The sequence below is a fragment of the uncultured Desulfosarcina sp. genome, assembly GCF_963664155.2.
In the GTDB taxonomy this organism is placed as follows: Bacteria; Desulfobacterota; Desulfobacteria; order Desulfobacterales; family Desulfosarcinaceae; genus Desulfosarcina.
Genome location: NZ_CAXXXH010000001.1, coordinates 3,159,369 through 3,175,110, shown reverse-complemented (window position 1 = coordinate 3,175,110; position 15,742 = coordinate 3,159,369). Strand labels below are relative to the sequence as shown.

The following is a 15,742-nucleotide window of genomic DNA, read 5'->3' as shown; positions in this document are numbered from 1 at the left end:
CCCGGTGAAGCGACGACGCGGAAAAAAACAGGCGCGCCAGTGGGCCTTGATTCTCGGCATGCTTTTAGTCTCGTTCGTCCGAAGTCTGGCCGCAGACATCGACACCGTGGGCAGCGATGCCATTTTAAAAAATGGGTCGGAGACGGTAATCAGCGACATCCAGGTAGTCATCGTTGGCCCGCCGGACCAACGGGAGCGTCACGCCGCCATGGCCAAGCGCCTTATCCGGTTGCACCCGGCGGATCATTTAGATAAAGCTGCTTTACAGGCATCTATCGATGCACTCAAATTTAGTCGTCGCTTTTCAGCCATCCATGTGGATTCCAGCTCCGACCCCGGCGGTGAAACGCTGACCTTCACCCTGACTCCCTACCGGACCATTGCGGACATCCGCATCCGGGGAAAATATCCCCTTTTCGAGCGGGATATATTAAACCAGATGACCCTCTATCCGGGTGACCCATTCACCCGGGAGGACCTTTCTGCCCAAGCCGGGGCCATCATCAAACGGTATCAGCGAGAAGGCTACATTGACCCGAAAGTGTCGATAACAGCGCAGCGGGACAATGGAAACGACTACGCCGTTATCCGCGTAGACATCGACAAGGGCTCCCATTTCGCGCTCGGTACGCTTGTCTTCGAGGGCAACCGGGTTATTTCGTCAAATTCCCTCGCCTGGCACATGAGTGTCTGGAGAAGTTCGCTGTTTCCCGGCATTGGCCGGTTCAGCGAATACCGGCTCAAAAAAGACATGGAATCCCTGTTAACTTACTACCGTCGGAAAGGATTTGCGGATGCCCAACTATCCTATCGCATCGATGACACCGGTGGCTCCCACCAGGTAAACGTAACCGTCCTGGTCCGCGAGGGGAGGCGTTATACGGTGGCTTTCGAGGGAAACCGGCGTTTCTGGGACCTGACCCTGAAAAAGGATGTAGCCATCTTCAAGGACGGAAACCGGAGCAATGTCGGCGTGAGAAAAAGCGTCCGGAATATTAAAAAACGGTATCATGAGGACGGGTTTCTCGATGTCCGGATCAAGGCGGAGACGATCCTTGTGCCCGGCACCCCGGTGGAAACCCTCCAGCTGCGCTTCGTCATCCACGAAGGGCCGCAAACCATCGTGGACAGGGTCACCATTGCCGGCAACCACGCCCTCCCTGAAAAGGAAATCAGGAAACAGATTCTCACCCGCCCACCAACGATTTTCCACGAGGGTGCCTTTGTTCCCGAAACCTTGGAAACGGACACCTATGCCGTCACTACCCTTTACCTGAAACAGGGATTCCGCGAGCGCACGGTGGATTCCGAGGTGACTTTCAATGAAGACAAAACCGGCGCCGACATCTCTCTGAATATCAAGGAAGGCCCCCGGACAACGGTCGGTTCCATTGCGATCAAGGGGTTGACGGTTTTGCCGGAAGCAAAGGCCAGGAAGGTGTTGGTCCACAAAATCGGTGACCCTTTTCGCACCGCTGCATTGGATGCGGAAAAGGAAGCCATCGCCAGCCTGGTTTCCGAGAAAGGTTACCCCCATGCCACGGTGCAGGCCAGTGTCACCTACAGCCAAGACCGCACCCGGGCGGACATCGTTTTCGAGGTCGATGCGGGTCCGCAGGTGACCATGGGAGACATTTTCGTGTCCGGCAACCTGAGAACCGCTGAAAAGGTCATTCGCCGTGAACTGGAAGTCCAGCCCCGGACGCCCCTGTCGTTGCAGTCGCTTTATAACGGCCAGCGCAGGTTGAGAGATCTTGAGATTTTTCACGGGGTGAGCTACCGCACCTTCGGTTTGAAGGAAAAAGAGAAAACGGTCGACCTCTTTGTGGAGATCGAAGAGAACAAACCCTACTACGCCCAAACCAGCGCCGGTTATCAGTCGGACAGCGGCTTTTTCGGTCGCACCAAAGCCGGCGATCACAACCTGTTCGGCCTGAACAAGGATCTGTGGGCCGAAGCTGAAATCAGCCAGACCGGCTACCGGGTGGAGACCCGACTGACCGAACCCCGGTTTCTGAGCACCCGCACCACGGCCAGCATCGGTGCGTTCAATGAAGAGCTGACTGAATTCAACCAGCCATTCGGCACAAGAACCACCGGCGGATCGATAGGATTTGGCCGCGACTGGGGCAAGCATGTGAACACCGCGCTGAGCTTCCGACTGGAAAAAAGGGATCAGTTCAGTGTCGAAGATCGCCCCCCGGAAGAAGTGGATGATGAAACCCGTACCATTTTCGTGACCACCCCCTATGTGCGCTACGACAGCCGGGACTCTTTTGTGCGTCCTACACGGGGACTGCTCTCATCCGTCGGTGTGGACATCTCCAAGGGAGTCCAGAACCAGTTGGACGACTTTTTCCGCTACCAGTTCGATACCCGCTACTACTGGACCCCCCTGGAAAAAGTGACCCTTGCCGGGCTGGCCAGAATCGGGCAGGTGATTCCCTATGCGGACAGTGAACTGGTCCCGGACGACCAGCTGTTTTTTCTGGGCGGCATTCAAAGCGTCCGGGGCTTTGATGAGAATCTGCTGCGCGTTGACAATGCAGGAAACCCCGTGGGCGGGAAGACGGCAGTAGTCGGAAGCCTGGAGGCCCGCATCGATCTGGGGATGAATCTGGAGCTGACGACCTTCTTCGACATCGGCAGCGTACAGCATACGCTGGTGGAAGGCGGCTCGGACCGGTTCCGTTCGTCCATAGGCATCGGTCTGCGTTATATTACCCCCATCGGTCCCATGGGCCTGCTCTACGGCCACAAACTGGACCCGGATGACGGCGAGTCGGCAGGCCGGTTTCATCTTTCCATTGGATACAGTTTCTAACCCGTGTTTTCAAGTCTTAATACAGTTGTCAGTTAATTGACAATTAATATCAGCCGGGCACCTTTCGCGCCAGACTTATCATATTAATTATAATCGTGCTCGCCATGCCGGACATGTCCAGCGTAATTGTTTCCGTACCCTTCAGGCTTCCTCTATCTCTTACCCCGGCGAACTGAACACCATTTTCGGATATCTGAACGAACAATCCTGGCGGATCGTCTTTTTCATAGGTGGCAAGGTCCAGTAAAATGGAGTAACTTGTACCGGCGCTGGCAAAGATCGCTTCAATCCTCGATAACATTACCCCTAACGAATCAAGCGTCTTTATCAAGAGAAGCTCAAAAACATTCTGCCTCGAATATTTCCGCCCCCGCCCCCTTCCGGGATTTTGTTCTCTCAGGCTCAACAGTCTGCAGTCGGAATAAAATTTTATTCTTCTGGCCGCGATTCCGGTTATTTCTTCAAGGTCTTTCGGGGAAAATTCTCTTGCCATATACATGCCCCCATAATGGATCAGTTGTCAGATTATTGTTTTATATATATTTTTGTGATTATTGTCGATATTTTTTTAATCTGGGGATCTTTTTATTTTCAGCGGGGTTTGGCCCGTTTTTTGTCCGACCAGCATCACCGCACGGGAATTCAAATTTACAAAAAACAATAATTATGAAAGAAAATAATTTATGTTATTGCATCGGGTGCAGCCTGCGATAATGCGAGTCAGTGCCATGGCAATCCCGATGCAGGAGCGGATAAGGCTTTTCCCGGTAAGCGGATGACGACCCGTTACCGTCTTGCCAGGGTGGCTGGCTTCCCAAACAGGTGGCCCAGGAGTCACCCGTGTGCACGAATATGCGTCCGGATACAGTTTTATTATAACCCCGGCTGAGGTGGTTTTTGGAAAACGAAGACCATAAAACCCGTTTCATTCAAGTTTCGCGGCTTCGCAGCATTAAAACAAAAATAATCGTTTTTGCGCTGCTGGCCACAATTATTCCTTGTATGTCCCTGGGCACCCTCTCATATATCCAGAACCGAAAATTTCTCCAGGAAAAGATCGCCAATGAACTGCGCAATGCGACGATCCAGACCAGCGCCGAATTCGACCTGTGGCTCAAGGCGCGATTTTACGATTTGAAGGTCTTTTGCAGCTCCTATGTCGTTTCCGAAAATCTCCAGCGCATGCTCGGAAAGGACCGGGATAATATCGAGCGCCTCGTCGCTGCCAATCGTGTTAAGGAGTACCTGCGATCGGTACGCGAAAAATTTTCAGATTACCGGGAATTGGTGCTGGTCTCCATGATCGGCGACCCGCTGGCCACCAGCAGTTCCGAAACGCCGGTAGTCAACCTGCCGGCCCAATGGTTCAAACAACTGGAAGGAGGAAAGCCGATTGTCGGCGATCCATACTGGGACGCCACCCTCAACATGCGGGTGCTGACCCTTGCCGAGGTGATTAAATCATCCGACAACCGCCGTCTGGGCATCCTGGCGGTAAAAATCGACTTGGCGTCCATCATGGCGATTCTCGAGCGCAAAGCGGCAGAAGGTGTGGACGAAATTTATCTGACGGACCCAAAGGGCCGGCTCATCGTCAGTTCGACATCCATTTTCGGCAATCCGCCGCAGTCAATTGTTGCCAGGAATCTCTTGGCCACCGGGTCCGATTTCCCCCAAGCGCCGGTCGAATATACAAATTACCGGGATCAGCCGGTGGTGGGACTCGGCACAAGGATTCCGGAAATGGGCTGGGCGGTATTTGCCGAGATGGAGAAGGCCGGCGCCTATGCCGATATCATGCAGCTTCGAACGATCACATTTATAATCATTGGCATCCTGCTGCTGGCCATGGGTGCGCTGGCCTATTTTCTGGGGCACACCATTGTGCGGCCACTGAAGCGTCTCAGCGGCGATGCGGGCAAGGTGGCGTCAGGCGATCTGAATGTGGACATCCCCGTTCACGGAAATAACGAAGTAAGCTATCTTACCCAGGTATTCAACCACATGGTGTCCAACCTGCGGCGCGGACAGGCGGAGATCTCACAGGCTCACGAAGCCTTGATGGAGAAAAACCGCGAATTGCATCTGCTGTCCATCACTGACGGCCTGACTTGTCTGTTCAACCGCAAGCACCTCATGGACCTCTTCGACATGGAAATGGCCCGAACGCGACGGTACCGGATTCCCTTTTCGGTATTGATCGCCGACATCGATCATTTCAAAAAAATCAACGACACCTATGGGCACTTGGCCGGCGATGCGGTGCTTCGTCGAATTGCCGATACCCTTGGCCAGGTGGTCCGTGAATGCGACCACGTCGGACGCTACGGAGGAGAGGAGTTCCTGATCATTCTTCCCAGCAGCGATGCCGCCGGCGCGATGCAAATGGCCCAACGGATTCGCGAACAGATCTGCCAGGTACGCTTCTACAATGACGGAAACGAAATATCGATGACGATCAGTGTGGGGGTGGCCCAATGCATCGACGGCGATGACAGCGTGGAAGCCATCCTCAGTCGTGCCGATACCGCGCTTTACCAGGCCAAGGCCAACGGTCGGAACCAGGTTATCGGGCCATGACCAACGTCTGATGAACCCAGCCGGTCATGCCGTCTTCCGTATCCACACGGATCCAGCTTTCCTTGTAGGAATAGCCAATGATCGATGCGCCGGCCGTCAATGTCGCAAGCACTTTGTGCTTGAAATCCGGACCTTCCCGGAGGTTGGTGTTCTTGATAAGCTTCAGCGGCAGGGGCTGGTCAAAAGGGACTTCACCGGCCACCGGGGCGCTTTCGTCGCGGCCCTGAAGGCTGCGGTCGCCGGCACTAACCTGATTCTTCGACTGAACGGCAAGATAAAGGGCGCCGCCGTAATTCTGGGCTTTGAATTCCCGGGTGCTGAGCTTCAACAGCTGCTCGGCCTTTAACAGCGCCTCCATCCCCTCCGGGTCGGTGTCGGCAATCCGGCCCCTCATCGATTTCACGGCGATTTCGGTTTCGGCAATGGTAGATGCCGTCTCGGCTTTGCTTTCGATACTGCGAAGTTTGGATTTGGTCCGGACAACCTCGATGATCGCATCGTCCAGCTGTCTTTGCTGCAGGCTGACACGCCGATTCAGTTCGTTGACCATTGCCTCTTTCTGGAGCATCCGGATTTCCAGGTCAGCCGCCTTGCTTTCCAGCTCGTCAATCTTGGCATGGCTGGAAGCCAAACCCTTTTGAAGGCTCTGGTTCTGCGCAACCAACCCGGCGATCTTTTCCGTAGGGTACGGTGGGCAGTCAAGGGGCAATGGCACGGTTAGCGGCTGTGTCTGCCGCTGCACACAGGCGCATAGCAACCCGATCAGCAATATCCCGGCAGCAATTCTATAAGTCTTGGATTCTGGCCCTTTCTTCGATTTTGACATGCAAAGTCACCCTCCATAACACCCGCATTGAAGCTATTGGAAACTAATCGAATTAGGCCGGCGGGTCAACCCTTTCGGATCCACCCGGACCTTTATTCCCGGGCGGTAAGTACCATGCCCAGGCAAACCAGAATAAGGGCAACCATGGCCTGCCAGTGCAGGCGTTCGGTATCGATGAGGGCAACGGAAAGCAGGACGGCGCAAACCGGAATAAGAAACCGGTAGACAGCCATGCTGGAAAGCCGGTTGGCCTGGATCAGCAGGTACCACAAGGAAAAGGCGGCGGCGGAGAGAAAACTCAGATAAAACAACAAAAACAAAGACGGCCCTGAAAAGGTTAATACCGCCGGTGATTCGAAAAAAAGGGCAAAAAGGAACAAGGCCACGGCGCCGGCAACCAGCTGATAGGCACACATGAGCGGCGGGTAAACACGAACGGCGGTTTTTTTTACAACCACCAGTGCCAGGGTGGAAGACAGGGCGGTGAGAAGGATGAAGCCCTCACCGGTCAAGGTCATATGAAAGTCCAAGCCGTCTCCCTGCAGGTTGACCAGGACGATGCCCACAAAACCGAAAATCAGCCCTGTGCTTTTCCGAACGGTGATGGGGTCGTCTTTGAACCACAGGTGAGAAAAAAGGGCCAGGAAGAAGGAGCCTGAAGCGATGATGATGGAGGCCTTCACCCCTGTGGTATTGGACAGACCAATATAGAAGAAGGTGTACTGCAAGGTGGTTTGAAGCAGCCCTGTCAGGACCATGGCGACGTAATCGCGTCTGTGAGACAACCCGATGGTTTTTCCCGAAACCAGAACCCCGGCAAAAATCATCATGCCGGCCAATAGAAACCGGTAGGCGGCAAAGTAGAGTTTGCCACCGGTACTGTGCTGGATATCCAGCATCACGAAGCCGGCCTTGACCATGGGAAAGGCGCTGCCCCACAGCAAGGCGCATATCAGTGCCCAGAAAAATACAATCGGCGGCCAGGTGAACAAATTTTCGCGATTGATCATCTTATCGCCAGCGGATGCTGTCCGGCCGGTAGCCAAGCGTAACAGGCCACCCCCGGTGAAGAGTCATGGCCGCCAGGTGGGATTCGGCGACACGTACGACCAGCGTGAGGGAACCGGCACGCACATCGGCAAACAGATCGCCGCCCTGCCTTTCCAGAGAAAGGCGGGTGATCGTACCGTCAACGGTTGCCATATGAGCGGTTGTTGGCCCCTCCCCTTTACCGAAGATACGGATGGCGGCAGGGTCGATGAAGGCGGTGGCACCTTCATTCGGCGGTGGTGACACCATAAAGCATTTGCCGTCGCCGAGTACTTTGACATAGAGGCCATCGTCCTGGCGGATCCACGGGCCAAAAATCATATTGCTCCTGCCGGTACCGACGGGCATTCCCTTGAACAGGTGGATCACCTCGTCACACACATCGTAGAGCCATTCCCGATCATGGCTGGCAATCACCAGGGTGGTCCCCCATTCGCTGCGGGCACGCAGGGAGGCGACGCGGATCAGTTCGCTGGAGGCGGCATCCACACTGGCAGTCGGCTCGTCCAGGAGCAGCACCCGGGGTTTCAGCACCAACCGGGCAGCCAGGGCCACCCGCTGGGCCTCTCCGCCGGACAGTTCGTCCCACTGGCGCTGGGCAAAGGCATCGGGGTCCAAACCAACCATGGTCAGGGAATCGTGTACGGCTTGGGTCAAATTGTCACGATCCCCGCGAACCTTCAATCCGTAGGCGATATTTTTATAGACCGTGCGCTTCATGAGGTAAGGATCCTGGGTCAGCAGGGTCACCTGAAAACGGACCCATTCGTCGAACGGGACCGCCGGCACCCCGTCGAACAGGATACGTCCTTCGGTGGGCCGAAGGATGAAGGCCATGAGCTTGAGCAGGGTGCTTTTGCCGCTGCCGTTGGGCCCCACCAGTCCCGTGATGGAGGCCGGTTCAACGTCAAGCCGATCGACGGCCAGTACCGGGTCGCTGTGGTAACGGTGGACAAGATTTTCAATCCGGTAGCTGGGTTGGGACACAGTAAACACCTCCCGTTCATTTTTTCCTTAAAAAAGAGAGGCACACATTAACGCCAAAAGCGATAGCGATCAGCACAAGACCCAGGGCGATGCCGGTGGCGAACATTCCCTTGCCCGTCTCCAAAGCGATAGCGGTGGTGATGGTGCGGGTATGCCACTTGATGTTGCCACCGACCATCATGGAGATGCCCACCTCGGTCATCACCCGCCCATAGGCGGTCAAACCGGCCGCCAGCACCCCATAACGCACCTCCCACAGACTGCTGAGCAACAGTTGCCGCCGATTGGCACCCAGAGAGATCAGGAGCGTTCGCAGGTGCCGGTCCATACTTTCCACAGCCGTGGCGCTCAGGGCCACCACCACAGGCAGGGCCAGAATGGTCTGGCCGATGGCAATGCCGGTCAGGGTGAAAAGCAGGCCCATCTCTCCCAGCGGGCCCCGGTTGGAGATAAAGGCATAGACCACCAGACCGATGAACACCGTGGGCAGGGCCAGCGCCGTATCCACCAACAGCCGTACCTGACGCTTGGCCGGAAAATCAAAATAACCCAGAACGAATCCGAGGGGGATGCCCAGTGTCAGGCTGGCGGCCATTGAACCGGAGGAAGCCTTCAACGTGGCGGCCACCGCAGACCAGGTCTGGCCGTCACCACCGAAAAGCAGGTGTATCGCCTCAATGAATCCGGCAAAGATAAAATCCATTTGATGTTCCAATGATCGAAAAAGGGGGCAAATGCCCCCTTCTTGTCAATCCGATCCGTTAAATATGAAATCGCGGCACTTGTTCAAAATCAAGGCGGGCGACCATTTCAACCGGAGGCATACATCAAGTATGTCGAAGATTTAAATGTGAGCCCAAGGCCGATATTGGCCGAAATGCGGCATTTTGATTTTAGCCCATCAATATCATTTTGCATTGGGCACGAATAGGGGTTTCCCCAGCAATTTGAAATCCCGGATCAATCCCTGGGCCTCGGCACCGGCCATCCAGTCCGAAAAGGCGGTGGCCAGATCGAATTTGGCCTTTGTGCAGCGCTGGGGGTTGATGGCCAGCACGCTGTACTGGTTCAGCAAAATATCGTCCTGCTCAACGAGTACTTTCAGCGGCGGATTGCCTTTCATGGTATCGGCGTACTTGATATAGGTACCGCGATCGGTCATGGTGTAACCGTTGCGTTCGGCGGCAATGTTAATGGTAGCCAGCATTCCCTGCCCGGTTTGCACATACCAGCTTTCCTTTTCCGGGACGGCCGCGCCGGTGGCTTTCCACAGGGAAAGCTCCTTTTTATGGGTGCCCGAATTGTCACCGCGGCTGGCAAACACCGCCCCCCTGGCACGCACAGCGCCCAGTGCGTCCACAACATTCTTGCCTTTGATGCCGGCCGGATCACTCTCCGGGCCGATGATTACGAAGTCGTTGTACATGATCTCCCGGCGGTTAACGCCGAATCCCTTTTCCACAAACACTTTTTCGGCTGGCGGGGCATGGACCAGCAGGACGTCCACATCGCAGTTTTCACCCATCTTGAGGGCCTTTCCGGTCCCTACCGACGTCCATTTAAGTTCGATGCCCGTAGCTTTGGTGAAATGGGGGGCCAGGTAGTCCAGCAGGCCGGTGTTATCGGTACTGGTTGTGGTGGCCATCATCAGCACCTTGTCGGCGGCCATGGCGGGCACGGCTATCATCAGGGTCAATACCATTATTACAGTAGCCTTTACTACTATTTGTTTTTTTCTTTGCATGGCTTTACCTCGCTCATTGATTTGAAGCCTCTCCGCTACAGGCAGCGGAGAATCTTCACCGTAAGAATAATAATCGTTCAGGGCCGCACGCATTTACCGTTGCCTGCAGCGGGAAATGCGCTCGTTTTTGGGTTTCAGGTTATAGGGATGCTGAACCGTGGGTCAGGATTTCTGTTCGGCTTCAGCTGCCTCCAACTCGTGGGGAAAAATCATTTTACCGCTTTTGGACACATCGTAGCCTTCCAGTTGTTCCGCAGCCTGGATGAATGCTTTTTCGTGGAGCAGGCTGAGAAAAAACTGGATCCCCTGGTCGAAGAACCGTTCCCGGGTCACCAGCAGGTCGTAGCGCTCCTGGCGCAAGGGCAGAAACGCCAGACCCAACAGGGAGGCCACCGGTCGGATACCCGGTCCGGCATCGGCGCGACCGCCCAAAATCTCGAGCCCCACATCCATGTGCCGGTTCACCTCGCGGTCGTACCCGGCAACCCGTTCGCCGGCAATACCTGCCTGCTTCAGTTCCCGGTCGAAAAGCAGGCGGGTGCCCGTAGCCAGAGATCGATTGACGATCCGCACGCCGGGTTTTCCCAGGTCCTTCACGGCGGCGATGTTCAGAGGGTTGCCTTTTTGGAGAAGGATCCCCTGATCTCGCTTGCAAAAGTTCACCACCACGGGCATGCGGTCGAACTGGCGCTGCAGAAAATCGAAATTGTACTCGTTGCCGTTCTCCTGAAGCAGGTGGCTGGTCGCCATATGGCAGAGATTTCGACGCAGGGCATTGATGCCGCCCACGGAACCCAAGTTTCCGAATACGGCCAAATGCGTGGGATAGCGGCTGTTGAATATGGAAAGTGCCTTTTCCAGAAGAATGTCATTGCTCCCGGCAATGACCAGCAGTCCTTCGTAGGGAGGCAGAACGTTGTGGTTCTGGGGATAGTTGACCGTGCTGGACTCGACCCACTGCTCTACCAGGTGTCGGGGAAAAATCCATTTTCCGGTAACCTTGGAAGCGGGCAAACCCTTATCCGAAATCAACGTATAGACCATTTTCTCATTGATTCCAAGAAATTTGGCCACCTCTTTGGTGGATAGCATCTGTGTCATGGGATCCTCTTTCTCAACGGCATTGTCACTGGCAGGAATATACGGTCATAAACTGATAATCTAGTAGGAATCGTGAAGATGGATGTCAATGTTTTCCATAAATTATAGGAAAAATAGAATTAATACATACCATAACCAACCAAAACCAACACTTTCTTTCTGTTTTTTGATGGTCCACCCATTGATGCAGCCGATGCCCCTTTTTAAGTTGACGGGTACGGTGCCGGCCGTATAGATTAGCAGGGAACCTATTTCCCGGGAGCGTTGGAATTATGCTCAACGAAAAGCAGAAACTGGATACGTTGATGACGCTGGGGATCGAGCTGAACCGGATCCACGACCTCGACATCCTCCTGGAGCGGGTGCTTACGCGGGCGCGCCAGTTTGTCAACGCCGATGCCGGGTCCATCTATATTCGCGAAGGCAACCGCCTGGATTTCACCTATTCCCAGAACGACACCTTGCAAAAACGCCTCCCCGCGGGAGAAAAGCTGATCTACAGCACCTTTTCCGTGCCCATCGACCCGACGAGCATCGCGGGGTATGCGGCGGCCACGGGGAAAATGCTCAGTATCCCCGATGTCTACAAACTGTCTCCTACCAAAAGCTATCACTTCAGCAAGAAATTCGACAGGGCATCCGGGTACGTCACCCGTTCCATGCTCACCATCCCGTTAATGAGTTCCAAAAAGGATGTCCTGGGCATTCTCCAGATCATCAACGCCCAGGATCAGGAAAAACGGATCCGGATTTTCAGTCAGACCGACGAGAAGGTCATGCTGCACTTCGCCGGCATTGCTGCCGTGGCACTGGAACGGGCCCAGATGACCCGATCCATGATCCTGCGGATGATTCGTATGGCGGAGATGCGGGACCCCAAGGAAACCGGCGCCCACGTCAACCGGGTGGCCGGGTTTTCATTGGAGCTCTACGAACACTGGGCCAAGCGGCGACATATCGACCAGAAGGAGATCGACAAGACCCGGGACGTATTGCGCATGGGGGCGATGCTCCACGACGTGGGCAAAGTGGCGACATCCGACCTGATTTTAAAAAAACCGGCGCAGCTGAGCTTCGAAGAATTTGAAATTATGAAACAGCACACCATCCACGGTGCCCGGCTTTTTTCCAATCCGCAGTCGGATTACGATGAAGCGGCGGCCATTATCGCCTTGAACCACCATGAGAAGTGGGACGGTACGGGCTACCCCGGCCACGTGGATCCAATAACAGGCAAGCCCATACCCGGCCACGAGAGCCGGAATGGCGGCCCTCTGCCCGGTAAAAAGCAAGAAGAGATCCCCATTCTCGGCAGAATCGTTGCCATCGCCGATGTCTACGATGCGCTCTCCTCCAAGCGAAGCTACAAGGAGCCGTGGGATGAATCGCGGAGCATCGAAATCATCAGTAAGGGCGCCGGCACCCATTTCGATCCCGAACTGGTTGAAATTTTTCTGGAACGGATAGCCCTTATCCGCCTCATTCAAGAGCGATATTCAGAATCCCAGGTCGAGCCGCTGACAACCGCCGAGCATGATGTGTCGAAATGATTAACCGACTAATCGCCAGCACCCTGCCCCTGCTTCCCAAACGTTTTGTCTGGCTTTTTTCCCGTTCCTACATTGCCGGGGAAACGGTGGAAGATGCCATGAGCGCATGTCAGACCCTGAACGCAGACGGCATCAAAACCACCATCGACATTCTGGGTGAGTTTATCCATAACCTGGATGAGGCGGAAAAAAACCGTGACGAGTACCTATCCCTTATCGACATCGCCCAACGCACCGGTATTGACGGCAACTATTCGGTGAAGCCCACCATGTTCGGTCTGCTCATCAATGCCGAGGCCTGCTACAGCCATATCCGCAGAATCGTGGCCAAGGCCGCCAGCTATGGCAATTTCATCCGTATAGATATGGAAGACTCCAAATGTGTGGATCTGGAAATGAACCTGTTCCGCCGGTTAAAGACCGAATTGCCGGAAAACGTGGGGCTGGTCGTTCAGGCTTACCTGCGTCGCACCCTGAAAGACCTGAAGGACCTCATGGATCTGCATACGCCGACGATCCCCTTGAATTATCGGCTTTGTAAAGGCATCTACGCGGAACCGGGCCATATCGCCTTCCAACGGCACGATGAAATCAACGCCCATTTTCTGGAAGATCTCGAATTCATGTTTCGAAACGGCGTCTATCCTGGCATCGCCACCCATGACAGGTCCCTGGTGGACGGCGCCCTGGCCCTTATCGACAAATATAAGATACCCCGGGACAGGTACGAATTTCAGATGTTGTATGGTGTCGCGCCGGAGCTCCGGCGTTCCCTAATAGAGGCTGGGCACACCCTGCGGGTGTATGTCCCTTACGGCCGCCATTGGTTTGGATATTCCACCCGGCGTCTCAAGGAAAATCCGAAAATTGTCAACAGCATTGTCAAATCCCTCTTGCTGAGCCGGTAGACCGGCCTTGACCGGTCCGAGGATCGTCAACACCGTTGGTCCCTTTGTAAAAGCAGCCCAAACGGGGGATACCCAATCCGCTGTCCCACCATGTGGAAAGAAAACATGAAGGCAACCAAACGAATCGCTCTGGTGGCCCACGACGAACGCAAGGAAGATCTTCTGGTGTGGGTCCGCCGAAACACCGCCACCTTAGCCAGGCATCAGCTTTACGCCACCGGCACCACCGGCAGGCTGCTGGCCGACCAATGCGGCCTTGCCATCACCCGTATGAAAAGCGGCCCGTTGGGTGGTGACCAGATGCTCGGCGCCATGATCGCCAAAGGGGAACTGGATGTGCTCATCTTTTTCTGGGATCCCATGTCGGCCCAGCCCCACGACGTGGATGTAAAGGCGCTACTGCGGATGTCCGTTCTTTATAATATCCTGACCGCCTGCAACCGGTCCACGGCCGATTTTTTGATCTCCAGCCCCAGCTTCAACACGGCCTATGAGCCGGAGTTAAAAGACTACAGCGCTTATATCCGCCGGCCGATGTAAAACCCACCGGCCTGTCGGCGGCCACGATCAATAATTAAAGTCCATATGTTGGAGGAAAAGGATGAAAGATGAAACCGGGACGACCGCCACGCTGGAAATCTTTTCCGATTATATCTGACCATGGTGCTACTTCAGTACCGGGCGTATTGAACGACTCAAAGCGGCATTTCATATCGAGGTAGAATGGAAGGCATTCCCCCTGCATCCGGAAACCCCGCCGGCCGGGCAGACCTTGGAAGCGCTGTTTGCCGGTCAGCCGGTGGACATCCCCGGCATGCTGGCCCGTCTGCGCCAGGTGGCCCGGGAGTTGAACCTGCCCTTCGGTGAGCGGAAAATGACCTTCAACAGCCGGCTGGCCCAGGAACTGGGAAAATGGGCTGAGGATCAGGGCCGTGGCGACGCCTTTCACCACGCCGTATTCCTTGATTATTTTCAGCGCGGCGAAAACATCGCCCTCCCTGAGGTGCTGCTCCAGGTATGCTCGGCTGTCGGCCTGGACCCGGCAGCGGCAAAGGTCGTGCTGGATCAACGATCCTACCGTGAAGCCGTGGACCGCGATTGGCAGCGGTCCCGCCGGATGGGAATTACCGCTGTGCCCACCTTCGTCCTTGATGGCCAGCGGCTGGTGGGTGCACAACCTTACGCAGCTTTGGAGGAGATGGTCTCGTCTGCCGGCGTCATGCGTCGGAACTAAACACTCCCACAAGAAAGTTGATAAAAGCTGTAAACCCGATTCTCGACTCATCTTTCAGGCGTCATGGCTGTCTGATGGAGGCCTTGTGAAAACGATTATTTCAGCAGGTTTCATTCTGATAATCTTGCTCACCTCGCCTGCCTGGGGAAATCTGACCGGCCGATGGTCCTGCAATGACGGGGGCACCTACTACCTTCGCCAGACCGGCAGCCGGGTTTTTTGGTACGGCGAAGCCGCCGACGCTCAGCCGGCATGGTCAAATGTCTTCTCCGGCCGCATTCAGGGAGCCCGCATCACGGGCAATTGGGCCGATGTTCCCAAGGGGCGGACAAAGGGAGCCGGGGAATTGGAACTGGCGCTTGAAAAGGATGGAAACGAACTGCGGATCGTGAAAAAAACCGGCGGATTTGCCGGATCCCGATGGACCCGTAAAGTGGCAGCCGCCTCGGTCACCCAGCCGTTGAAGCCGCTGAGAGCATCTGGAACCGGGGATTGTGTGCGCTTCGACCCGGCGACCGTCAGCATTCACCAGGTCAAAGGGAACTGGAAGATCGTTGACGGCGACCACTGGCTGTTCGATTTCGGATCCAATCAGGCCGCGGCCCATCAATCGCTGAACGTGATTCGTCATTACCGCATGGACCGCCTCTGCTTTATCGGCCGGCCGGATCCGTTATTTTCCTATCTGCTCGCAAAAGGTGGAAGTCCATCGGGCGCCATGGCCGGTGAAGATTGCGTGGCGTTCGACCCGAAGACAGTCAATGTAAGCAGAATTCAGGGAAGCTGGAAGATCGTGTCCGGCCGCCGATGGTTGTTCGATTTCGGCCAAAGCCAACCCGAAGCACGGCGGGCCCTTGCCGCTATCCGGCGATACGGGTTCAGCCAATCCTGTTTCGTGGGGCGGCCCGACGCCGATTTTACTTACCTGCGCCGCTGAG

At 55.3% G+C, this 15,742-nt stretch carries 14 protein-coding genes; 7 read left to right on the top strand and 7 right to left on the bottom strand.

Annotated features, from left to right (window positions below; translation table 11 throughout):
• Positions 1–4 precede the first annotated feature (4 nt).
• Positions 5–2,824, top strand: coding sequence for an outer membrane protein assembly factor BamA (gene bamA, locus ACHZBS_RS14495; RefSeq protein ID WP_319407230.1), 2,820 nt, complete (start codon positions 5–7; stop codon positions 2,822–2,824).
• 49 nt (positions 2,825–2,873) lie between these two features.
• Here the strand turns inward: bamA and ACHZBS_RS14490 are convergent, their stop codons facing one another.
• Positions 2,874–3,317, bottom strand: a complete 444-nt coding sequence (locus ACHZBS_RS14490) for a MerR family transcriptional regulator (protein ID WP_319407229.1) — start codon at positions 3,315–3,317, stop codon at positions 2,874–2,876.
• A gap of 404 nt (positions 3,318–3,721) precedes the next feature.
• Between ACHZBS_RS14490 and ACHZBS_RS14485 the strand changes: the two genes are divergently transcribed.
• Positions 3,722–5,404, top strand: a complete 1,683-nt coding sequence (locus tag ACHZBS_RS14485) for a diguanylate cyclase (RefSeq protein ID WP_319407228.1) — start codon at positions 3,722–3,724, stop codon at positions 5,402–5,404.
• On the opposite strand, the gene ACHZBS_RS14480 is transcribed toward ACHZBS_RS14485, so the two are convergent.
• From ACHZBS_RS14480 to ACHZBS_RS14455, 6 genes are all read right to left on the bottom strand, one after another.
• Positions 5,391–6,230, bottom strand: a complete 840-nt coding sequence (locus ACHZBS_RS14480; protein WP_319407227.1) for an SH3 domain-containing protein — start codon at positions 6,228–6,230, stop codon at positions 5,391–5,393. The genes ACHZBS_RS14485 and ACHZBS_RS14480 overlap by 14 nt on opposite strands.
• Positions 6,231–6,322: 92 nt before the next feature.
• Positions 6,323–7,240 carry a DMT family transporter gene (locus tag ACHZBS_RS14475; RefSeq protein WP_319407226.1) on the bottom strand — a complete coding sequence of 306 codons (918 nt, stop codon included), beginning with the start codon at positions 7,238–7,240 and terminating at the stop codon, positions 6,323–6,325.
• Between the two features lies 1 nt (position 7,241).
• Positions 7,242–8,267, bottom strand: coding sequence for an ABC transporter ATP-binding protein (locus tag ACHZBS_RS14470; RefSeq protein ID WP_319407225.1), 1,026 nt, complete (start codon positions 8,265–8,267; stop codon positions 7,242–7,244).
• A 16-nt stretch (positions 8,268–8,283) separates the two neighbouring features.
• A complete protein-coding gene (locus tag ACHZBS_RS14465; RefSeq protein ID WP_319407224.1) occupies positions 8,284–8,970 on the bottom strand; it encodes an ABC transporter permease in 687 nt (228 codons plus the stop codon).
• A gap of 204 nt (positions 8,971–9,174) precedes the next feature.
• Positions 9,175–10,011 carry a substrate-binding domain-containing protein gene (locus ACHZBS_RS14460; protein WP_319407223.1) on the bottom strand — a complete coding sequence of 279 codons (837 nt, stop codon included), beginning with the start codon at positions 10,009–10,011 and terminating at the stop codon, positions 9,175–9,177.
• Positions 10,012–10,173: 162 nt separating this feature from the next.
• Positions 10,174–11,112, bottom strand: coding sequence for a helix-turn-helix transcriptional regulator (locus tag ACHZBS_RS14455; RefSeq protein ID WP_319407222.1), 939 nt, complete (start codon positions 11,110–11,112; stop codon positions 10,174–10,176).
• A 272-nt stretch (positions 11,113–11,384) separates the two neighbouring features.
• Here ACHZBS_RS14455 and ACHZBS_RS14450 point away from each other — a divergent pair, with 272 nt between their 5' ends.
• The 5 genes from ACHZBS_RS14450 (at position 11,385) to ACHZBS_RS14430 (ending at position 15,741) form a co-directional block, all read left to right on the top strand.
• Positions 11,385–12,662, top strand: a complete 1,278-nt coding sequence (locus ACHZBS_RS14450; protein ID WP_319407221.1) for an HD domain-containing phosphohydrolase — start codon at positions 11,385–11,387, stop codon at positions 12,660–12,662.
• Complete coding sequence (locus ACHZBS_RS14445) at positions 12,659–13,570, top strand: proline dehydrogenase family protein (protein WP_319407220.1); 912 nt, start codon at positions 12,659–12,661, stop codon at positions 13,568–13,570. Before ACHZBS_RS14450 ends, ACHZBS_RS14445 begins: the two co-directional genes overlap by 4 nt.
• Before the next feature lie 105 nt (positions 13,571–13,675).
• Positions 13,676–14,110: a methylglyoxal synthase gene (locus ACHZBS_RS14440; RefSeq protein ID WP_319407219.1), complete on the top strand. Its 435-nt coding sequence runs from the start codon at positions 13,676–13,678 to the stop codon at positions 14,108–14,110.
• A gap of 61 nt (positions 14,111–14,171) precedes the next feature.
• Positions 14,172–14,804: a DsbA family oxidoreductase gene (locus tag ACHZBS_RS14435; RefSeq protein ID WP_319407218.1), complete on the top strand. Its 633-nt coding sequence runs from the start codon at positions 14,172–14,174 to the stop codon at positions 14,802–14,804.
• An 85-nt stretch (positions 14,805–14,889) separates the two neighbouring features.
• Positions 14,890–15,741 (top strand): hypothetical protein, encoded by an 852-nt coding sequence (locus ACHZBS_RS14430; RefSeq protein ID WP_319407217.1) that lies wholly within the window; start codon positions 14,890–14,892, stop codon positions 15,739–15,741.
• Position 15,742: the final 1 nt, after the last annotated feature.